Below are 23,871 nucleotides of genomic sequence, written 5' to 3'. Positions count from 1 at the left end.
TTCAACGGTTCTTTTAAAGTTAGCATTGGAATTATGCCAATTTTCACGGGAGCAATTACTTAATGGTGAAATAATGGACATCTCAATAAAGAATTTATCCACACAGCAATAAGTTTAAAATCTCTAGAGATACCTTTCTATGTAAGCAAAAACATTGCATGTTACATAAGTAATCAGCTAAAATATGTAGACTTATGGTAAGGATCTTATAAGGGAGTATCTTGATGCCTTCAGGGAGGAAGGATTGAAAGTGGGAATTTATTATTCACTTTTAGATTGGTATCACGATGATTATCCTTCATATGGGGATAAACATCATTCTATTCGGGACAATGTAGAGAATAAGGATGAAACTAGAGATTTTTCAAGATATATAGAGTGTATGCATGATCAGATTAGAGAATTACTTACAAACTATGGGAAAATAGATGTGGTGTGGTTTGATTTTTCATATGATGATATGAGTGGTGAAACATGGGGGAGCACCGAGTTAGTGGAGATGTGTTATGAGCTGCAACCTGATATTATAATAGGCAATAGATTGGGTGGTAATATAAAAGCATCTTAGCCGGAGATATATGCTGGAAATTTTGCATCTCCTGAACAGATAATACCGCCGTGTGGTATATGTAATGAAAAAGGTCAGCCTATTTCTTGGGAGGCATGTATAACATTAAACAATCATTGGGGCTATTGTTCAAAATATAAGGATTATAAATCAGCTAAACAGATTGTAATGGCATTGGTGAATGTGTAAGCAAAAATGCAATCTTCTTTTGAACGTAGGGCCTAATGCAAAAGGCATAATTCCTGAAGAATCGGTGGAGATACTTAAAAAAGTGGGAAAATGGATGAGTAAAAATGGTGATAGCATATATGGTTGTGGTAGGGCTTATCTTCCAAAGCCTGAGAGGTTAGCATAAGATAAATTGCCTGTTAAATTATACATTTGGTAATAAGATGAAGTTATAAAGTAAAGTGAGAGGAGAAAATTATATGCCAAATCTATGTTTTAACAGCAAGAAATTCATAATATCATTTAGTTTGTGTATTATTGTCATTATTATAATTTTATCAATTTATATACATACAAATAATAAATCCATTCAAACAGTAGATGTAACCTATTTTTATAATAATCCTTGTGAAGCATGTGATGAAGAAGGTAAATTTATAACGGTTTTTAATGAGGCATTAGGTTCGGATAAGGACAGGATAAAGCCAAACTTAAGGATGTACAACACATTTAAAAAAGATAATCATATTTATATTAATAGATATTTTGATGCCTATGAGGTACCAAAAAATAAGAGAAATACCCCTATAGTCTTTATAGGAAAAACTTATATTTCAGGCCAAACTGCTATTTATGAGCGCCTAAGAGATGCTACTTTAGATCAACGGGGCAATAAGAATCTTGAGATAGGTAGTGAAATTTCATCTAAAGAGAAACAGGGATATAATATAATAAAAGATCATAATAGCCCTACTTTAATATATTTTTATACATCCTCCTGTTCATCATGCTGTAATGTAAGAAGCTTATTAAAAGGTTTGCCGTCGAATGTAGTTATAAAACAATATGATATATCGACAGATAATAATGTAGATATGGCAAAAGAATATTTTGAATTATATAAGGTGCCTAAAAAACGTCAGATGGTTCCCATTGTATTTATAGATGATACATATCTTGCTGGATTTAAAGATATACGAGATAATATATATGATCTTCTACCTAGTTCTTTCAATACCCTGGAGATATGTCAGAATAATGATGAGTTAATGCATAAAGGTGATACAAAGGATTATAGTCTTTGGAGCGCCTTTGCTACTGGATTGCTAAATGGAATTAATCCATGCTCACTATCCATGCTGTTATTCTTTTTATCCATATTAATAAATGCTGACCAAAATGTGATGCAATTAGGAATCTTATATTGTACTGGTAAGTTTATAATGTATCTTTTTTTGGGTATATGTCTTTATGAAGCGTTGTCATATATAGACATTTCTACAGTTGAAAAAGTAGTTAAAATATTGATGATAACAATCATTTTTATTATGGCTGGAGGCAATATAATGGATTATGTTGCAGCAAAACATCAAAAATATGATAAAATAAAGATGCAATTGCCTAAGCATTTTAGGAAATGGAATCATAATCTATTAAAAAAAGTAATGAGCCCAAAAAACACTAAAATGCTAGGAATCATAGCATTTACCATGGGTGCATTGATTTCTATAGGTGAGTTTTTATGTACTGGACAAATATATCTTGCATCTATAGTCTATATGATAAATGGAGCTCAAGGGATCATTAATATAAAAATTTTATGCTGTTTTATAGTTTATTGTATAGCTTTTGTTGCACCGCTTTTGCTGTTAACATATGCAATATATAAAGGTAAAGAGATATTTGAAGTATCAGAGTTTGTAAGAGCTAAACTACCTGCAATAAAATTAGTAAATGCTATCTTTTTTATATTATTCGGGATATGGATAATATTATAATTTTGGTAGGAGGGATACATATGTTTTCTATGCAATTTACATTCTTTGATAAAAATGGCGAAAAGTTGATGGATAAAAAGTTTACATCGTTGCCTTTAAAAGAAGAGTTCATCATTCAAAAAAGTATAGAGTGGTTCGATGATCCAGAGCCATGTATGATACATCGTTCAGCTGTAATGAATAAAATATATACTCGTATAGGAGAGTATATAAAAGAACAAAAAGTGAATGAACTATTATGGAACGATTTACCTGAATCTATTAGAAGCGCATTTGATATAAATGGTCAAGTGTATAAGGTTATAGTTAAATGCTGTTGAAATATTGATATATTTTTTGTTATGTAGGATGTTTTTTTATCTATAATATTGGTGTATATTTAAAACCACAAACATCTTGACTCTTAGAATTATGCAAAAATATATCCTGTTGTATAATATTCATTAGTAATATATAATAAAAGCACTACAGGATAGCTAATGCTTGGGGAGATGACTATGGGGATTAAATTTATACATATGGGAGATGTACATCTAGATACGCCTTTTCAGAGTACTGATGAAGAAATGCGTATTATGCTAAAAAGATCTTTGTATGATACCTTTCAGATTGTGATTAATATGGCAATACAAAGGGATGTAGATGCCATATTGATAGCAGGGGATCTTTTTGATAGTGAGAATCTAAGCTTTTTTAGTCAAAAATTTCTCCTATCCATGTTTAAATTATTAAAAGATAGGAATATACAGGTATATTATACTCCTGGCAATCATGATCCAATAGGCTATAATATATTGAATATACCATGGCCTGATAATGTACATATATTTAGTTCAGCAGAACCTACTACACTTCCTGTTAAAGATAAATATGGAAACAATATAGCTTTTATAACTGGTGTGGGACATGAAAATGCAACTGAAGGTAGAAATTTGGCAGCGGTATTTCCAGATGCTAAGGAATGTTTGCCAAACATAGCCCTTCTTCATTGTATGGTGTTAGATGGTGGGAACCCGGGACTGCATGATAGATATGCCCCATGCACATTATCTGATATAGAGAATAAGGGGTATGTGTATTGGGCGTTAGGTCATATACATAAAAGGCGGGAGATATGCAAAAGTCCTGTTGTGGTATATCCTGGAAATATTATGGGACGTAATCCCAAGGAAGAGGGCTTAAAAGGGGTGTACTATGTTGAGATAGAAAATGGCCTAGTGAACACCAAGTTCTATCCAGTAGCACCTGTATGCTGGCTTACGATAGAAGTAGATGGTTTGGAGGATATAGGAAATCTTTATGAGTTGGAAAATAGATTAAAACAGCTTGTTGAAAATAGGATAAATAGCATAAATGCTCATAATATAAAATTTGTAATACGTATAATATTAAAAGGTCCGTGCCCACTTTATCATCAGCTTCTAAACAAAGAGGATATTATGGCCATAGAGGACAGTTTGCGTATTTCTTTAGGAGCCCTATTTATAGAGATATTAGTTAGTCAGATAACTATTCCCATAGACATAGATGATTATAAGGGGAAGCCCCATATATTAGGGACTGTCCTTGATATGATAGACAATATAAAAGAAGATGATGAGCTGCTTTTAAAAATGAAGCCGGAGATATTAGCTGGTTATGGACAAGCAGATGAACAAGAAAGTGAAACAGACTATTTAAAGAAACTTCTAGATGGTTTGGATTATGAAGCCTGTGTACGTCTTATTGGAGAGATAAAAAATGAAGATTGATTATATATATGCTAAACGATTTGGGTGTTTTAAGAATTGGGAAAGCCCAGAACTAGAAAAAGGGTTGATAATAATATATGGCAAGAACGAATCGGGAAAGAGCACTCTTTTTAATATGATATCCACCATCCTTTATGGATATCACCCTGCTTCAAGGGAATTAAATCCTCATGTTCCATGGGAAGCTGATGAGGCTGAGTGCAGCTGCAGATTAACTTTAGATGATGGGCAGCACATAGAAGTAACAAGAAAATTGAGGTATAGACCTGAAGGGACAATGATTAGATCTAATAAGATAATCAATCTAGGAAATGGGCCTGTTCCATATATTGCATCATTACCATGGGAAATATTTGATGAGATCTATGCCCTAACCATAGAGGATCTTTGCTTTCCGGACGGTAGGCTATGGGAAAAAATACAGGATCAGTTATTAGGGGGACAGTATGCATCGTTTTTAAAACCTGTAAGCCAGGTAGTAAAGGAGATTGACAATGAGGCAAATAGCCTGTGGCGTGATGATAATAGGGGCAAGCCTCAAACAAAGTTAGTTGCTAAAAGACTTTTAGAACTTGAACATCGGCTAAAGGATGCATATAAAAATGAGCAGGAACTGCGTAAGATAGAGCGGGATTTAAATGAAAAAAATGATTATCTAAACAACCTCGTTTTGGAAAAAGGGCAGCTGCTTGATCGTATGGATTGGTATAATACAGTATATCCTATAAAAAAGACATATAAGCGTATAGAAGAGTTGTTTAGGGAGGCGGGAGAGGGTGCGCCTTTTGATGATCTGCCTAGCGACATAGAAAAAACTTTGGATGTGCTTTATAAACGAAGGGCTGAGCTTAAAGAGGAGTATAGTCGTCTTAATATAAGATGTAATCAGATAGAAAATGTATTGAGTAGGATAACAGATAGGGATAGATTAATATATGAAAAGAAAGATGCTATAAGTGCCATATCAAAGTCTTATGAGCAAGCTGAGATGGACAATATAGGTTATATACAGATGGAACAAAAATTACATAGATTGAGTGATAATTTAAATGAAGAGTCTAGCCAGATTTTATCTGGGGGATGGAGAGCAGATTTTTCAGATAAAATACAAAATATTGATATGGCTGCCTTACGTTCTAATATATATGCCTATAAAAAATTAGATAATGATTATAAAGAGGCGTTGAGCATACTGCATTCATTTGATTCCAAAGTTTTGGGCGGGAGATTTACTTCTTCACTTATATATGTATCCTCTTCTTTTTTGATAATGGGTGTTTTAGGCATTGCATTTTTAGGGAATAGTCCAATGGGATTTGCCTCAGCTTTTTTAGGAGTATTAGGTTTAGGAGGTATTGGTTATTGGTGTGTACAAAAGGGTGGAGTCAGTAAAGCTGTTAAAAAGACAGATGATATACAAAAACAAATATCATATATTCAAGAAAAAAAATCTAATATAATAGAAACCATACGGATTATACTCAAAAATATTCCAATACATGAAGATAGAATAAATTTTCCTGATGAGACTCTTATTTTGGATATGAACAAATTAAAAGATATAACAACGAATATAAGTGATGTTTTGATGGAACTCGATCAAATCAGCAGCAGAATTTTAAAAAGGGAGAGTTATGTGGCAGAAATACTGGACTATTGCAAGATTGAAAACACAGGAGATGTGCTAAAAAATATTACTATTTTAGAAAATGCCCTCGATAAATCGCAGCAAAAGCTTATACAGGAACATGAGCTTTTGTCTGAGATGGGAGATAAAAAAAGGGCGATTAGTGATGTGAACAGTTCGTTACTAAACATAAATAATCAAATTGACGACATAATAAAAAGGCTGGAATTTTTCGAAGGGCAGGATATGAGAGAAAAAATAAGGAATATAAAAAACAAGAGACAATGCTATTATATGGCCTGTAATATGGAACAAGAATTAAGACAACGGTATCCAGATTTAGATGAAATTATATCGGATAAAGAAAATAGTTTTTTAGATTGTGAAAAAGAGGGTATAGATAATGGGAAAATGCAAGCAAGACTGAGCCAACTTGAGGATAGAATAAATGTTGTTACTGGAGAAATGGGGGCATTAAAGAAAGAATTGGAATACAGACAAAGTGCAGATACTATAGATAATATAAAAGGGGAAATGGAAGCACTAAAAATTAAAAGAAATGATATAGCTATTGCACGGGATAAACTGATTTTGATTAAAAATATCATTCTAGAATCGGATAAATGCTTTCGAGAAACACATCAGCCTGATGTGCTAAAGAGAGCGGCCAGGTATTTAAACATTATCACGGCTGGAAAATATAATAAAGTTTTTGCCATGCAATATGACAAACCAGGAATTGGAATAATGGGGGATCATTTAGCTCATCCTTTACCAGTAGATGAACACTTAAGTACAGGTACTCAGGAACAGTTGTATCTATCACTCAGATTGGCTCTTATGGAGCATATGGATGTGCAGAATAATATATTACCTCTCTTTATGGATGAAGTGTTGGTCAATTGGGATGGTACTCGTATAAAAAACGGAATAGATATATTGGCTGAATTATCCAAAAAGAGGCAGATATTCCTATTTAGCTGTCATGACTGGTTAGTAGATATGGTTAAATCGCATATGCATGCTCAGATAGTTGAATTGAACTAAAATATAAAAAAGTTAAACGGATATGTATTAGGCATATAAGGCAAATAATACAACAAAAGTTTGAATTAATAATGGGCAATACTATAGTAGAGTAAACTATCTAAACGCCGATGCATATAATGTAGCAACATTTGGAAAAGACAGACGATGGAAGGGAGTGGTAAAATGCAATGTTTTTCCATCGGGATTGAAGAACAGAACATAAATGATATAGTGTTTGAGATGATACAAAAACAAAATCTCGATGATATAAAAATAGAAAAGAATGAGCAGCCTGCTATGGCTTTTATAGACTGTTATCCTGTGTGTCATCTGTCGAATCATGATCTTTGTGTACGTCTATCTAATGCAGTAGTTGACGCTATAATCGATGATATACAATGGCAAATAGCAGAAAGAATAGTTGAAAAAGAATATTTCTATTTTGATAGAAATGACCGAAATCGAATTTTAGAAGATACAAAAAGTAAATGGACACCATCAGGTGCGCATTGGAAAGGGATAATCTGGGGGCGGGTATATGATCATTTAAGTCATAATACAAATTTAATAATCGATGGTTTTATAAGGTTTAGATTAAAAGATTTCCTAAAGGAATTGGAGAACACCATTGACAGGGCTGTAGATGATTTGCTCATAGAAAAGGAATATAATGAATTTATAAAGTTGTTAAGATATTTTGTGGAAATTCAGGAACCAAAGGTAGAAGAGGTCCATGTACTCTTGGGAGGAGATAAAAAGTACACATTGTTGGATTCGGGATATAGGGAGATAAACAATGATATACTGGAAGATATGGCAAAGGAGATATCCGATAAGGATATAAGCTATGATGATCTGCTTATAAGTTCCCTTATAACAATAGCGCCAAATAAGATTGTCATCCATGACTCCAATAAAATAAAAAATACTGAACTGTTAAACACCATAAACAATGTTTTCTCGGGCAAGGTAGAAATGAAAAATTGATTTAAAGTATAAAAAGCTATTGGCATTTTATAAACTGCTAATAGCTTTTTTTTACGGATAAAATGGTGTACAATAGATAAGAAATGCAAAAAAAACGCAAGATGGAGGAATAGAAGTGGCTGCAGTAATAAGAATAGTTATAATGTCGGTAGTTGCCGCACTAATAGGTTGGGTTACAAATCTTTTAGCTATAAAGATGATATTTAGACCTTTAAATCCCGTAAAAATTCCAGTGCTTGGGATTGAATTTCAAGGCCTTATTCCAAAAAGAAAAAAAGATATAGCAGTTAGCATAGGGCGCACTGTAGAAGAACAATTGATATCAATAGATGATGTATTGGATACTTTTACTACTCGGGAAAATAAAGACCGTATATTACATGAGCTTAAAGAAAAAGTTATAAAAGTAGTAGATGAAAAGATGCCAAGATTTGTGCCTGGATTTATAAAAGGAAATATAATTAACTATATTGAAGATATGATAGATGGGCAAGGAGAACAGTTTATGGAGTCTTTTATAGAAGATTCAATAAATAAGGCTGCTAAAAGTATTAGTGTGGCACAGATGGTAGAAGATAAGATAAACAGCTTTGATTTGCTTACACTGGAGAACATGGTAATAGGCATTGCCAATAAAGAACTCAAACATATAGAGGTGTTAGGAGGGGTTTTGGGATTTTTCATAGGTCTTGTGCAGGGCCTAATATTACAGGTCATACCATTTAAGTAAAGAATAAGGAGAGCAATATAATGGATTTTTCAGATATACCTATTATATACGAGGATAACCATCTGTTGGTTGTTGAAAAATTAGTAAATGTGCCTAGTCAGGCAGATGCATCTCATGATATGGATATGCTAACAATGTTAAAAGAATATATAAAGGTTAAATACCAAAAACCAGGCAACGTATACCTGGGTCTAGTACACAGATTGGATCGGCCTGTAGGAGGGGTTATGGTATTTGCCAAAACATCAAAGGCGGCTTCTAGATTATCTAAACAAATTCAGGATGGTCAGTTTAAAAAGGTTTATTTAGCTATAGTACATGGTGTGCCATCAAAAACCCATGCATCCCTTAGGCATTATTTGATCAAAGATACCAAGCGTAACATGGTAAAAGCAGTAGAGAAAGGTACTAATGGGGCAAAGCTGGCAGTATTGGATTATGAGGTGATAGGCTATCAGAGTAATTTTAGTCTAATAAGAATCAATCTTCATACTGGACGTCCTCATCAAATAAGGGTGCAGATGGCTCAAATAGGGTATCCTTTGTATGGAGATCAAAAATATGGACTTGATGTCAATAAGCCAGGACAGCAGATAGCTTTATGGTCTCAAAGTCTTTTCATTAGCCATCCTACATTAAAAAAGAATATGAAATTTAATAGTACCCCTCCATCGGTTTATCCATGGAATTTGTTTTCCTATAGATAATGTAAAGAAATATATAATAAAAAAACCCGCAAATATTTGCGGGTTTTTTTATTATACGGAATATTTTGTGTCTAATCGAATGATATAATATCCCTATAAGAATAAATACATCTTATGTATAGGTTACACCAATAGAATAATATAGAAAAATATTTAAATTTCAATACATCCTATGTGCAGGTTTATACTACAATAATAACGTAAATTTTTTATAAAATCAACAAAAAGCACTTTACAAAATTGGAATGAGGTGCTAATATAATATTAAAGACTTGTTAATATAGAAAAATGTTTAATGAAGTAAGGAGGTGAAAGGATTGCAATATTTTGAATTAGTGGTTTCTGTTATTCTCAAAAAAGATATCCCATTTGCATCTAGCTATGAATTTATCTCTAATCTAATTTCTAGGGCTATGTTTGATGATCCAAGATTTAAGGAGTTGCATAAGGAAAATACATTTAAGTTTTATACGTTTTGTTCATTCTATCCGCTAGAAAAAAGCAAAGTTTACCAAAAAGGAAGGGTTTATATTACTAATATCCGTTCATTGTCAGCTGATTTCATATTATCGCTGAAAAGATTGTTGTCTTATACATCATACCCAATAAAAATTGTATCTATAGAGATGAAAATGCATGAGTATCATCCCATTTCAGAGCTTATTACATTAACTCCCGCCATTGCCACAGTGTCTGATAAGTGCTGGACAAAGGATGATGGTATAATCCTTCTACGAGATAGGGTACATGTTAATGCCTTAAAAAAATATCGTACCTATTTCGGCGAAATGGTTGAACCAGAAGATAATTTTATAGAATATATAAGACAGACCAATCAAAAGCCAATAAAGATACCATATAAGAACACATCACTAGTTGGGAACAAACTGGTTTTAGGAGTAAAACCTGATGAAGTCAGTCAAAAACTTGCTTTTACAGCATTAGGGACAGGTATACTAGAGAAAAACTCCTTAGGAATGGGCTATTGCTATGCAAAATAGGAGGTGAAACAAAAAGATGATTTATGACCTATTAGATACTTATAGGCAAAACGGGCAAGGGGATTCTATGGTTCTTGATAACTATATTCCGAAAGAGGGATTGTACTTTAGATTATATAACGATGGTAGGGATGTCGACGAATTGCTGATTAATAAAGATACACCAGCGACTGGAGAATTTTATAAATGGTTTAAGACAGTAGATTTTTATAGTAGGCTTGTAGATATGAATAAGCCTGTAGATCCTAAAAAGAAAATCCATAGTAATAACATGTATTCTGTATTCTTTAAAAAGTACGGGGGTAAATACGATTCTTTTATATCAAAAGAAGAAGAACTATCTCCAAAATTTAAGGAAAATGTAATACGATATTTTGATGCCCTCGAAAACCCCAAAAAAGAGAATGAAAAATTATTGTCGGCTTATGAAATACCTGATATTGATGTGGAGATTCTCCATAGAAATAGGGATTATATATTATCGATAGCTGATTGGATAGCAGATAGGGTATTATCATATGATATTAAATCTGATATCTACATTAAATTGTTTTTTGATGTAGATGTTTCAGAATATAGGCGGGAGAGCATGCGCTATCTGATCCCTAAGATATTTAATAATAACAAGCACAATATTGAAGCAGATGGTGTTGTATACGGTCTATCGAATAACAATATGGGGTTGAATGAAAAAAAACCATATTTGGAGCATAAGACAACAAATTATAAAGTACCGTTCAGGATTAGTATAGATAATGCGTTAGAGAGTAAAAATCTATTTGAATGGTTAGAAAATCAGAATGACAATGGTAAATCAGTTCTTTCAGGATATATAGATATTGCTGCAGAAGATCAATTTACCCTTTCTAAAGACATAAAGGATGAAATGAACTCCCATTATGTACATTTGGAAAAAGGGATGGAAACAAAAATAGATGATTATGACTTTTTACCAGGTATAACCGATAAAATACAACCTTTCAGACTAGAAAACTATTTAAGATTAGAAGAATTCAATACTGAGATTATTACCAGCAGGGGAAAATTAGAAACAAAAGTGGACGAATGGTTTTATAATAAGAATCTTGTAAAGAACTATTACATTGATAAAGTGCCAAAGGTAAAACCAGAATTCACAGCAAGACAGGTAGATCTATTTGTAATATCAAAGGATGCCATGCTTAATTTCTTCAGGAAATGTGATAGTACTTCTCTATGCCAATGTATAGACAGAATATCGTTAGAAACTATAAAAGAATTGCTGATAATAAATACATATGTATTTATAGAAAAAAGCAATGCAGCAAAGGCAATGAATTTAAGGTTATCTATGCTTAAATATTTTAAAATAGGAGGTAAGGAGAATATGGGCGATATGATAAAACCTTTAAGTGAGATCTTAAAGGGAAAGGTTATCGATGGACAATTAAGTGAAAATCAGGTATGTGATGATGATATGGAATTTTATTTTGCTGCAGGACAACTTACACGGTATCTTATCTCGTTGAGCGAGGCCCAAAAGATGAATTATAGTATACTCGATCCTATCTTAAATGCAAAAAATGCAGAAAAGATTAAAATGGAAATTCTTGGGCTAATAAAAAGATATAGTCATGCAATCGATGAAAAATCTGGCAGGGTAAATTCACTTATATCAATGGTGATGGGTTATGTACCAGAAGTTCCATCAGTAGTAATATATGATGCCTTTATAGCAGGTTTTGCATCAAAAAATATCATCTATTATAAGGAGGATGTGCAAAAATGAAAATGAACAATAGGGTTTATGGTGTTGTTGGCATAAAGAGTATAATGTCCAATTGGAATGCTGATTTTACTGGAAGACCTAAAACTATATCCACCGGTGATATCTTTGGGAGTGATAAAGCATTTAAGTATCCTATAAAGCGAATGTGGCAGGCTGAAGGTGAGAAAGTTTTATATATTAAATCATATAAGATAGATCAAAAAGGGAAAAAAGATGATAAAGAAAAGCTTCAGCCAAGGGATTTAAATGAACGATATGAGCAAATCTTTGGGACAAAGTTAAACAATGACACTTCGTCGAAAGAAGTACTTAGTAATCTATTTTCAGCTATTGATGTTATGAACTTTGGTGCTACTTTTGCAGAAAAGAAGCAAAATATTAGTATAACTGGTGCAGTACAAGTGGGACAGGGTTTTAATAAGTATAAGGATAGTAATATAGAGACGCAAGATATACTCTCTCCATTTAGAAATTCAAGTGATAAAAAAGAAGATTCTACAGCCTCCTCATTAGGAACTAAAACCGTGACAGATGAAGCCCATTATTTCTATCCGTTTTCGGTTAATCCACAAAACTATAATGATTATATGGAATTAGGTATTGATGGGTTTGAAGGCTATACAAAGGAAGCATATGAAAAATTTAAAAAAGGCTGTCTAATCGCAGCTACTGCCTTCAACACAAATAGTAAGGCAGGCTGCGAAAATGAATTTGCTATTTTTATCGTTTGTAAAGAGCATAGCGAACTTTATTTAGCTAATATAGATAGATATATAGATTTTAGGAAAGAGGATGGCAAGAATAAAATAAGCCTCTATAAGCTAAACCAGCTTTTGGATAGCAAGATGGATCAAATAGAATCAATAGAGATGTATTATAATGAACTGGATCTTGAAGTAGATATATGTGGATTGCCCTGTACTATAAATAACTTGTATTGATGGTGATAATAATGAAGGTTAATGGAATAAAATTTACTCTTTCGGGACGTTTGGGTTTTTTTAAAAAACCTGATGTTAATGTAAAAACCTATTTTACCTATAATAATATTCATAAGGTAGCGTTACTAGGTTTATTAGGTGCTGTATTGGGGCTTAAGGGGTACAGAAACAGCGAAATGTTTGGGATAAAAAAAGAAGAATATCCAGAATTTTATCAGAAATTATCTTCCCTAAAGATATCCATAGTACCTAATTCAGAACGGGGATATTTTACGAAAAAAGTACAGTATTTCAATAATAGTGTAGGATATGCTTCAGGAGAAGAAGGCGGAAATCTTATGGTCTTTGAACAATGGTTAGAAAATCCTAGTTGGGATATATACCTTTTAAATGATGGAGGAGTTGCTAAAGAGATATGGGACAAGCTTTGTGATTATCTGTTAAATGATAAAAGTGTATATATACCTTATTTGGGAAAGAATGATTTTCATGCAAATATTTCCAATGTGCAGATAGTAGAACTTATACCCTGTACTTCAAACTTTATTAATTCTCTATTGGTGGGAGAATTAGAGTATTTAGATGATGATAAGACAATAAATAATGATCCTCCCTTTGTTTTTACAGAATATGCCCCCATTGCTATGGAGAAGGGATATAATTTTTATAAATTTGGACGCACAATATTTACAAACTGTAAGGTCAACGTTTTATTGAAAGATGTGTATCAAAATGATGATATGTTTTTAAATTTTTATTAATTTATGTAGGAGAGCGATTTACCGCATAGCTGCCTATGCAATAAACCGTTCTCCTGTAACCTATATAAGGAGGTAAACAATGTATAAGTTATTAGATATGAATAACATAATGGATGATCATACTATATGGGCTCACACTAGCAATAATAAGGCCAGTGAGACTTTAGGTGAACATAGCAGATTATGTTTGGATTACTATAACAAATACAGTAAAGCAAAGGGTATAGACAGTATAGTATTGAATACTATATCTGCATGCGGCTGTAATGATGAAGAAACCAAATTTATTTATGATATGTTTGTGAATGCAATTTATCTTCATGATATAGGCAAAATTAATCCATATTTTCAAAATAGGAGACTAAAAAATCCGAAATATAAAAAAGCGGATTATGATGGAAATTCTAATCATGCATTGCCTTCAGCTTATATATATTTGTGTGAATATATGCCACTTATTGAAGGAGAAAACAAGAAGAAATTTTCGTTTTTTTTATTTTCCTTTGGGTATTGTATATCCAAACATCATGGATATTTAAAAAATACTGATGGCTTTTGCGATGATATTACATATTGTATGGTTGAAGAGTATTACGATAAAAAGTTAGATCTTAATACTAATAGTATTATGACTACCGATAAAAGATATGCTAAATTAAAAAAATATATACCTAATGAAATTGCTTTTTATACGCTTTGCAAACTTTTGTTTGCTTTAATAACTGCATGTGATTATTGTGCTACTGCAGAGTATAAAGGTGGTACAAACCTCGATATAAGTATTATAGAAAATATTGATAAGCTTCTAAACAACTATCAGAACGGAGATATATATAAAGGTATTATGCAATATAAAGAAAATAAAGACTTTTTTAAGTCTACTCCAATAAATGCATTAAGGAGTGATATGTTCTTTGAAGCATATAATAATCTTAAAGAAAATCCTAATGGAAATATATATTACTTGGAAGCACCTACTGGCTCAGGAAAGACCAATATTTCTATCAATCTTATGTTGAATATAATAAAAGATAATCCGGAAATAAACAATGCTTTTTATATATTCCCTTTTAATACTCTAGTGGAGCAGACTGCCAATACATTAATGAAATATTTTAAAAAAGATGAGGATTTTGTAATCGTCAATTCGGTAACTCCAATAGCTATAAAAAAAGATAATGATCTAGAAGAAATCGATTATGAATATTCATATTTGGAACGTATTCTAAACAATTATTCTATTGTTGTTACTTCACATATAAACTTTTTTAATGCCCTTTTTGGGTGTGGAAAGGAACAGGTTTTTCCATTATTAAAGCTGTGTAATAGTGTAGTTATTATAGATGAGATACAGAGTTACAAGAATAGTATATGGAGGCATATTATAATCTTTTTAAATACATATGCCAAATTACTAAATATAAAGATAATAATAATGTCTGCAACACTGCCTAAACTAGATAGAATGCTAGATGACGGAAAAGGGAATTTTATTGACTTGATTTATGACAAAAAAAAATATTATCAAAATCCTTTGTTTAAAGATAGGGTGCAAATCGATCTGTCATTGTTACAATATAAAAAGATTGACTTGGAATATTTAGCAGATAAAGTACTTCAATTTAAGGATAAAAAAGTGTTGGTCGAATTCATTAGTAAAAAAACAGCTAGAGAATTTTATGATCTCTTAAATTTACAAGCGGATGTATCTGATTTACGTATTGTAGAACTTACTGGCGATGATAATGCCAAAATTAGAAGGAAAATGCTTGATGAAATAAAAAATTCAAACAACATCATTGTAGTTGCGACTCAGGTTATTGAGGCGGGAGTGGACATAGATATGGATATTGGTTTTAAGGATATTTCTACTCCTGATGCAGAAGAACAATTTTTAGGTAGAATAAATCGTTCATGTATAAAAACAGGAAGTGTGGCATATTTTTTCAACTATGATGATGCATTTAAAATATATAGGGGTGATATTCGCATAAATTATTCTATAACAGATGAAGGAATAGCAAAAATGCTTCAGGACAAAGATTTTGAAGGTATTTATTCAAGAGTACTATCTGATTTAAAGGATGAAACCGATCAATTAAATGGGAAAAACATAAAAAAATTGTTTGAAAGTTGTTTAAAATTAAGATTTGATGAAATCGCAAAAAAGATGCGTCTTATCGAAGGAAGCAAACAAATATTTATTGCATATGAGATGAAAACAGATGAGGGAGTCATTAATGGTAGAGACATATGGAATAGGTATAAAGAGCTTTGCCAAACTAAAGAGATGGGATATGCTGAAAAGAAGGTGAATATATCCTTAATGCATGAAGAGATGTCTTATTTTACATATACTATTTATGGTATGGAAAATATGGAGCTAAGATGTGATGATGAATTTGGTGGTTATTATTATATAGAAGATGGGGAACAGTTTATAAAGAATGGAAAATTCGATAGGGATGCCTTCTCAAAAAGTACAAGGGGGATATTTTGGTAATGTTAACAGGAACCATCGTTAATTATTATTTTCATTGTAAACGTCAATGTTGGTTGTTCTACAATCGTATAAACTTAGAGGATAATTCTGAGGATGTGAGAATAGGAAGAGTTTTACATGAACTGAAAGAAGATAAGCGGTCTGAACTGTCTATAGATAATATAAAATTAGATAAAATTACTTCAAAATACGTTGTAGAGATAAAAAAATCCGATGCTGATCTGAATGCCGCCATGGCTCAACTTCAATTTTATTTAATGATCCTTGATGAAAAAGGTATCATTAGAAAAGGCAGATTGGAGTGTATTGAAAAAAATAAGCAAAATAAAAAAGTGCATTATTTTGAATTAGACGAAGAAATGAAAAAACAATTAGACCTTAAGTATCAAGAAATAGAAATATTTTTAAAGACACAAGTTCCACCTCAGGCTTATTTTATGCCTAAATGCAAAAAGTGCGCCTATTATGAGTATTGTTTTATCTAAGCATAGGGGGTATTAGATTGAAAGAAGAAACTAGATATATATTCTCAAAAGGTGATCTTAGCCGAAAGGATTTTTCTATAAAATTTAAAAATGAAAAAGGAAATCTATATTTACCGATCAAAGATACCAAAGAACTTTATTGCTTTAATGATATAACACTTAGTACAAAATTTCTCGAAATGTTATCGAAGGCGGGAGTAACTGTTCATTTTTTTGGTTATTATGAAAATTATATTGGAACTTTTTATCCCAAAGATTATTTACTTAGTGGTAGGCTGACAGTTGAGCAGGCTATGGCTTATTCAGAAAGGCGCATGGATATTGCAAAGGGAATAGTAAATGGTATATCTAATAATATATATTTTGTGCTTTATCATTACTATAGGCATGGAAAAACTGAGTTAAAACCTCTTTTAGATTGGCTTAAAAAAGATGTACCTCTGCTTATAGATAAAGTTGATGATATAAAAACCCTGTTGAGTATTGAAGGTTCTATTTGGGGACAATTTTATAGTACGTTTAAAATTATTCTTCCTGAGAATTTTGCAATGGATAAGCGTGTAAAAAGACCCCCTGACAATCCTATAAATGCTCTTATTTCATTTGGAAATTCACTGCTTTATACAAAAACTGTTACTCAACTTTATCATACACATCTCAATCAAACAATTTCGTTTTTACACGAACCATCAGAAAGACGATTTTCATTAAGCTTAGATTTATCGGAAGTATTTAAACCAATAATTGTATTTAAGACAATATTTGATTGTGTCAATAATAGAAAAATCACTGTAGAAAAACATTTCGATAAAAGTCTTAATTATGCACTGCTTAATGATGATGGTAGGAAGATATTTATTAGCGAATTTGAAGACAGAATTAATCAAACTTTTGAGCATCCTATACTTAAACGTAGGATAACATACAAACAAGCTATTCGCCTTGATGCCTATAAATTAATTAAATATATTATGGAGGGCAAAGAATTTATTCCCTTTAGTATGGAGAGAAAAGCATGAGAAAAGTCAAAAATTATAATTATAATTATGCAATTTTGTTTTATGATGTTGGTGAGAAGAGGGTACAGAAAGTATTTAAAATCTGTAAGAAATATTTCAAACATCACCAAAAATCTGTTTTTAGAGGGCATATAACTCCAGCTAATCTAATAGCACTAAAGTTAGAATTGAAAAATATTATAGATGAGGATTATGATTTTATAACAATTATAGAGATGGTAAGTGAATCTGCTTTTAACGAAGAAACTTTAGGCAATGGTGGAAAAGATAGTGAAGATATATTTATTTGACTTTTTCCAAGTATTAAGTTAAAATGGTGTTTATAAATTGGCGGGAATCAGCATGGTTAAAGGGAAATGTGTAATAAATTTATTAACCTACTTTTTAGAAGGCTTCGGTTGGAAAAAGAAACGTCAAATCTGCTTAAAAGCAGGAATACGGCGTATTTGATATTTACTAAATCTTTATTTTTTAATAGTGTAACCTATACATAGGATGTATTGAAATAAAAACATAGGAAAACCTCCTTAATCACACAAACAGTGTAACCTATACATAGGATGTATTGAAATAGGGTAATGCTAAGTTATCGAGTATTTTAAAGGCTAGTGTAACCTATACATAGGATGTATTGAAATTTGTTTCAGGATTCTTATACCCACATGCACTACACAGTGTAACCTATACATAGGATGTATTGAAATTGTTATTTCCTGAACAACGTTTTCCAAGTTTCGCGTGTGTAACCTATACATAGGATGTATTGAAATATATAATTCTTTACAAGCGTTCTAAAAGCCTTTAAAGTGTAACCTATACATAGGATGTATTGAAATTGGAATCCTATTACAGGATGTACTCCAGTATCAGAAGTGTAACCTATACATAGGATGTATTGAAATGAGATTATTCTATCGCTGAAGAATGCATCCCTGCTGGTGTAACCTATACATAGGATGTATTGAAATGAGGTTGAAAAGAAGATGAAAAAGAATAGGAAAAGAGGTGTAACCTATACATAGGATGTATTGAAATCCAAAGTTATAAAAGCACCCATTTTAATACCTCCAGTGTAACCTATACATAGGATGTATTGAAATTTATACTTGCTATTGGCACTGCTTTAAATGCATTGGGTGTAACCTATACATAGGATGTATTGAAATTCGATGACAACTAAGGTCTGCCCTTCTACGCCCAAAGTGTAACCTATACATAGGATGTATTGAAATGAAAAAATTTGGATATATTTCTCTTGGCAGAGTGAGTGTAACCTATACATAGGATGTATTGAAATCCAAGTACCTAGTAAAATAAACTATGATAAATTGGCGTGTAACCTATACATAGGATGTATTGAAATCCAAGCATCACATTCTAGCTGTAATAAATCACAAAAAGTGTAACCTATACATAGGATGTATTGAAATTTGATAATTTGTATTGTAATTTGCTTTTAGTTGACAGTGTAACCTATACATAGGATGTATTGAAATTAAAAAAAGTTTATTAAAAACAAAAAAGAATGAATAGTGTAACCTATACATAGGATGTATTGAAATAGTCTTTTTTTAAACTTTTTTAAAATCTTTTTTTTGGTGTAACCTATACATAGGATGTATTGAAATTTATATATCTCTTTTCCATCTTTAATTGTTTGTTGAGTGTAACCTATACATAGGATGTATTGAAATATCAGCTCCAATATCAGAATATGTAAAGGGACAAAAGTGTAACCTATACATAGGATGTATTGAAATATTTTTCCTGAGCTCTTTTTATAAGCAGACACGAAGTGTAACCTATACATAGGATGTATTGAAATATAAGTTTTTTATCTCTTTTTCCCATTTTTTATTGTGTGTAACCTATACATAGGATGTATTGAAATACGCAACCAACAAACCACTATGTCGCTTCAAGCACTGTGTAACCTATACATAGGATGTATTGAAATTGGATGCAGAACAAATAAAGCAGAAGTTGCAGAGTAAGTGTAACCTATACATAGGATGTATTGAAATAAATCTATTCTGCCTTGAACTGCAAAAACAAAATATGTGTAACCTATACATAGGATGTATTGAAATGTTTTTTAGTATTCATCATACTATTGATTTTTCTCGTGTAACCTATACATAGGATGTATTGAAATCTCTGATTTTGAAATAAAGACACTAGCCCCAGATGGCGTGTAACCTATACATAGGATGTATTGAAATTCCATGAGATTTGGGCGCATTTTCTGCCACAATATGTGTAACCTATACATAGGATGTATTGAAATTCGCCATTTGTAATGAGGGCAGAAAAGACAATAAAAGTGTAACCTATACATAGGATGTATTGAAATATTCACTGTATACGCTTCCTGCTGATATTGCCATTCGTGTAACCTATACATAGGATGTATTGAAATTAGTAATTTTTGATACCTACGTTTTCTAAATACCAAGTGTAACCTATACATAGGATGTATTGAAATATGGTTTCATTAGCTGCTTGATTATCCTCTAATTGGTGTAACCTATACATAGGATGTATTGAAATTGGTTCTGGTGTAGTGTGCTGTGTATTACCTGCTGGTGTAACCTATACATAGGATGTATTGAAATTCGTATGGAGAACGGGCGACACTTCGCCTCTGACCTGTGTAACCTATACATAGGATGTATTGAAATTATGCTTACAAATTAGAGGATGAAAACTAATAAAAGGTGTAACCTATACATAGGATGTATTGAAATTAGTCGGAGACGTCGAAGGGCTAGACAGTTTTGAAAGTGTAACCTATACATAGGATGTATTGAAATATATTAGCAAGGGACATAGCAGAAATTCACAACAAAGTGTAACCTATACATAGGATGTATTGAAATTTCTCTGATATGCCTTCTGCATCTCCGGCAAATAGTGTAACCTATACATAGGATGTATTGAAATCGGGCTAGATTGGCGCTATAATACTCTGCCATACCCGGTGTAACCTATACATAGGATGTATTGAAATGTATATAATTTTACTATTTGTATATTATTGCGTGTGGTGTAACCTATACATAGGATGTATTGAAATTTGGGTTGGAGTATTGTAGTCCGTACCCTTACGTTTGTGTAACCTATACATAGGATGTATTGAAATCAGTTAGCAAAACCCTTATCTATATTATAGTTTCACAGTGTAACCTATACATAGGATGTATTGAAATATAAAAGAAAACAGCATAAATGGCGCTGTCAAAAACAGTGTAACCTATACATAGGATGTATTGAAATGGACATAGAAGATATGGACATAGGTGGTGGCTATGTGTGTAACCTATACATAGGATGTATTGAAATACATTGCGATCAAACCGTCGGTAACCTTGCTTTCTGTGTGTAACCTATACATAGGATGTATTGAAATTCTTCCCGTACTTTTCCCAAATGTTGCAATTTACTATGTGTAACCTATACATAGGATGTATTGAAATACGTCAATTATCAAGAAAAAAGATAGGCAGTAACAGGTGTAACCTATACATAGGATGTATTGAAATAATATGTAGTGAATGTGGATATAAAAATTCTGATGTGTGTAACCTATACATAGGATGTATTGAAATTGCGTAAGCAAATATCAGATTTACAACAAGATTTAGTGTAACCTATACATAGGATGTATTGAAATTCCTAATGGGTTATGTACAATGATACCGTGTATACCGTGTAACCTATACATAGGATGTATTGAAATTTGGGGCAAGTACGGACTGAATTATATAAAATTCAAAGTGTAACCTATACATAGGATGTATTGAAATCCTTGTTCGCAACATTATTAATTATAACCATATTAGGTGTAACCTATACATAGGATGTATTGAAATGCTTTTTACCGTGGGCGTGGCAGAGAATACGGGGAAGTGTAACCTATACATAGGATGTATTGAAATCTCTATTGGAAAGAGTTCCCCCTCACCGGTCCCTGGGTGTAACCTATACATAGGATGTATTGAAATCCAGATTGAGGAGTGTAAGGGGGTAAAGAATTGATTGTGTAACCTATACATAGGATGTATTGAAATCCTTTTACGCCTTTGATTATATAATCGCCTACGTTGTGTAACCTATACATAGGATGTATTGAAATGAGAACGGGGACAGAAATCCGTCCCCGACCCTGCTTGTGTAACCTATACATAGGATGTATTGAAATATATATCACCCCCATTCATATTTCACAGTTAGCAAAGTGTAACCTATACATAGGATGTATTGAAATTTATAGATCATAAAGCACTTCTATTCCTGCCAACTTGTGTAACCTATACATAGGATGTATTGAAATACCTTCTCAAAGGCCTCTTGGAATGTGTCTATATCGTGTAACCTATACATAGGATGTATTGAAATTTTTCATAGCTATAATAGGCATAGAATATAATCTCCGTGTAACCTATACATAGGATGTATTGAAATTGGTATGGCCCGCCTCCACCAGTAAAGGTCACAATGTGTAACCTATACATAGGATGTATTGAAATAGAAGTTCTTCTGCTTGCTTTTTACCTCTAGGTCCGGTGTAACCTATACATAGGATGTATTGAAATTTTATTTTTTCTCTGCCCCTCTTCTGCGCCAGTTACGTGTAACCTATACATAGGATGTATTGAAATAACATTGAACCAAATACAGACAAATAAAAATCAGTAGTGTAACCTATACATAGGATGTATTGAAATTCTAATGTACCCTCTTGGTAAACTAAAGAATTAGCAAGTGTAACCTATACATAGGATGTATTGAAATCAGCAAAACCTCCTCGTATGTTGGTTTAACAAATCCGTGTAACCTATACATAGGATGTATTGAAATTGTATTTTTCTATATCTCTACCCAGTTTCCGCAAAGTGTAACCTATACATAGGATGTATTGAAATGGCAAGTAATGTGTTTATTTAGTGGAGTATTGTACTGTGTAACCTATACATAGGATGTATTGAAATTCTATATAAACACATCCATACTGGCCACCTAGAGCCGTGTAACCTATACATAGGATGTATTGAAATTTCCTACGGGATACAAATACAATCTTCCACCTTTTGTGTAACCTATACATAGGATGTATTGAAATTTTCTACAGTAGATAATACTTCTATATGTGTTGATAGTGTAACCTATACATAGGATGTATTGAAATCTGCGTCTAAGAACTCTTTTTTGTCATGGTGTCCTTGTGTAACCTATACATAGGATGTATTGAAATAAATTCCACCATAAGCAGTTAACCTCCTACAGGCCAGTGTAACCTATACATAGGATGTATTGAAATCTTTATAAAACTTTTAAAAATATACGGTATTTGGTTGTGTAACCTATACATAGGATGTATTGAAATTGATGAATATTACAACCCAGATACACCAGATAAATCGGTGTAACCTATACATAGGATGTATTGAAATCAGGTGATAAAGGAGACAAAGGAGATACTGGACCTAAGTGTAACCTATACATAGGATGTATTGAAATATTACAAATTTATCTAATGCCCAATCCGCATCTTCCGTGTAACCTATACATAGGATGTATTGAAATTTGGTTTATTGTGTTGCCATATACTCCAATTTTCTTGTGTAACCTATACATAGGATGTATTGAAATCAAAACCACTATACAAGCTACTGAATGAGGCTTATCGTGTAACCTATACATAGGATGTATTGAAATAGGGTATTAGTGGAGTGGTAGACGGTCTATCAAAAAGTGTAACCTATACATAGGATGTATTGAAATACGGCTACATTCTCATAAACGACGACGATTATATTTGTGTAACCTATACATAGGATGTATTGAAATGGCACTATAATAGCCACCAGTGATGGTAAAACGATAGTGTAACCTATACATAGGATGTATTGAAATAGCCAAGTCAAATACTGATTAAATAATGTTGTAGTAGTGTAACCTATACATAGGATGTATTGAAATAACTTCAGTAGCAACTTGGATATTCCCAGAAATGAAGTGTAACCTATACATAGGATGTATTGAAAT

15 protein-coding genes, 1 pseudogene and 1 CRISPR repeat array are annotated in these 23,871 nt (G+C 32.2%); all 16 genes and pseudogenes read left to right on the top strand.

The window, feature by feature from the left end:
- Positions 1-196: 196 nt before the first annotated feature.
- A pseudogene (locus EJN67_RS14230) lies at positions 197-911 on the top strand (alpha-L-fucosidase); the annotation flags it as partial.
- 85 nt (positions 912-996) lie between these two features.
- On the top strand, positions 997-2,514 hold the full coding sequence (locus EJN67_RS07490; protein ID WP_129723729.1) for a cytochrome c biogenesis protein: 1,518 nt from the start codon (positions 997-999) through the stop codon (positions 2,512-2,514).
- A 20-nt stretch (positions 2,515-2,534) separates the two neighbouring features.
- Entirely contained in the window at positions 2,535-2,834 is a 300-nt protein-coding gene (locus EJN67_RS07485) for a hypothetical protein (RefSeq protein ID WP_129723728.1), read from the top strand.
- Positions 2,835-3,011: 177 nt separating this feature from the next.
- Positions 3,012-4,265: a metallophosphoesterase family protein gene (locus EJN67_RS07480; protein ID WP_165000794.1), complete on the top strand. Its 1,254-nt coding sequence runs from the start codon at positions 3,012-3,014 to the stop codon at positions 4,263-4,265.
- Positions 4,255-6,939, top strand: a complete 2,685-nt coding sequence (locus EJN67_RS07475; RefSeq protein ID WP_129723726.1) for an ATP-binding protein — start codon at positions 4,255-4,257, stop codon at positions 6,937-6,939. The genes EJN67_RS07480 and EJN67_RS07475 overlap by 11 nt, the downstream gene beginning before the upstream one ends.
- Positions 6,940-7,104: 165 nt before the next feature.
- Entirely contained in the window at positions 7,105-7,908 is an 804-nt protein-coding gene (gene ytxC / locus EJN67_RS07470; protein WP_165000793.1) for a putative sporulation protein YtxC, read from the top strand.
- A gap of 115 nt (positions 7,909-8,023) precedes the next feature.
- Complete coding sequence (locus tag EJN67_RS07465; protein ID WP_129723724.1) at positions 8,024-8,638, top strand: DUF445 domain-containing protein; 615 nt, start codon at positions 8,024-8,026, stop codon at positions 8,636-8,638.
- A 20-nt stretch (positions 8,639-8,658) separates the two neighbouring features.
- Positions 8,659-9,345, top strand: coding sequence for an RluA family pseudouridine synthase (locus tag EJN67_RS07460; RefSeq protein WP_129723723.1), 687 nt, complete (start codon positions 8,659-8,661; stop codon positions 9,343-9,345).
- A gap of 317 nt (positions 9,346-9,662) precedes the next feature.
- On the top strand, positions 9,663-10,346 hold the full coding sequence (gene cas6, locus EJN67_RS07455; RefSeq protein ID WP_129723722.1) for a CRISPR-associated endoribonuclease Cas6: 684 nt from the start codon (positions 9,663-9,665) through the stop codon (positions 10,344-10,346).
- Between the two features lie 16 nt (positions 10,347-10,362).
- Positions 10,363-12,114 (top strand): hypothetical protein, encoded by a 1,752-nt coding sequence (locus EJN67_RS07450; protein ID WP_129723721.1) that lies wholly within the window; start codon positions 10,363-10,365, stop codon positions 12,112-12,114.
- On the top strand, positions 12,111-13,055 hold the full coding sequence (locus EJN67_RS07445; RefSeq protein ID WP_129723720.1) for a type I CRISPR-associated protein Cas7: 945 nt from the start codon (positions 12,111-12,113) through the stop codon (positions 13,053-13,055). Before EJN67_RS07450 ends, EJN67_RS07445 begins: the two co-directional genes overlap by 4 nt.
- A gap of 11 nt (positions 13,056-13,066) precedes the next feature.
- On the top strand, positions 13,067-13,816 hold the full coding sequence (cas5b, locus tag EJN67_RS07440) for a type I-B CRISPR-associated protein Cas5b (protein WP_129723719.1): 750 nt from the start codon (positions 13,067-13,069) through the stop codon (positions 13,814-13,816).
- 79 nt (positions 13,817-13,895) lie between these two features.
- Positions 13,896-16,319 (top strand): CRISPR-associated helicase Cas3', encoded by a 2,424-nt coding sequence (gene cas3 / locus EJN67_RS07435; protein ID WP_129723718.1) that lies wholly within the window; start codon positions 13,896-13,898, stop codon positions 16,317-16,319.
- Positions 16,319-16,804, top strand: coding sequence for a CRISPR-associated protein Cas4 (locus EJN67_RS07430; protein WP_129723717.1), 486 nt, complete (start codon positions 16,319-16,321; stop codon positions 16,802-16,804). The genes cas3 and EJN67_RS07430 overlap by 1 nt, the downstream gene beginning before the upstream one ends.
- A gap of 17 nt (positions 16,805-16,821) precedes the next feature.
- Positions 16,822-17,823 carry a type I-B CRISPR-associated endonuclease Cas1b gene (gene cas1b / locus EJN67_RS07425; RefSeq protein ID WP_129723716.1) on the top strand — a complete coding sequence of 334 codons (1,002 nt, stop codon included), beginning with the start codon at positions 16,822-16,824 and terminating at the stop codon, positions 17,821-17,823.
- Positions 17,820-18,113 carry a CRISPR-associated endonuclease Cas2 gene (gene cas2 / locus EJN67_RS07420; RefSeq protein WP_129723715.1) on the top strand — a complete coding sequence of 98 codons (294 nt, stop codon included), beginning with the start codon at positions 17,820-17,822 and terminating at the stop codon, positions 18,111-18,113. Before cas1b ends, cas2 begins: the two co-directional genes overlap by 4 nt.
- 187 nt (positions 18,114-18,300) lie before the next feature.
- A CRISPR array of direct repeats spans positions 18,301-23,871; the repeat unit is 30 nt; unit sequence GTGTAACCTATACATAGGATGTATTGAAAT.

This window comes from Xylanivirga thermophila (assembly GCF_004138105.1).
GTDB classification, from domain to species: domain Bacteria; phylum Bacillota; class Clostridia; order Caldicoprobacterales; family Xylanivirgaceae; genus Xylanivirga; species Xylanivirga thermophila.
Note: the sequence above shows the minus strand (reverse complement) of the source record. Positions and strands in the feature narration are given on the sequence as shown.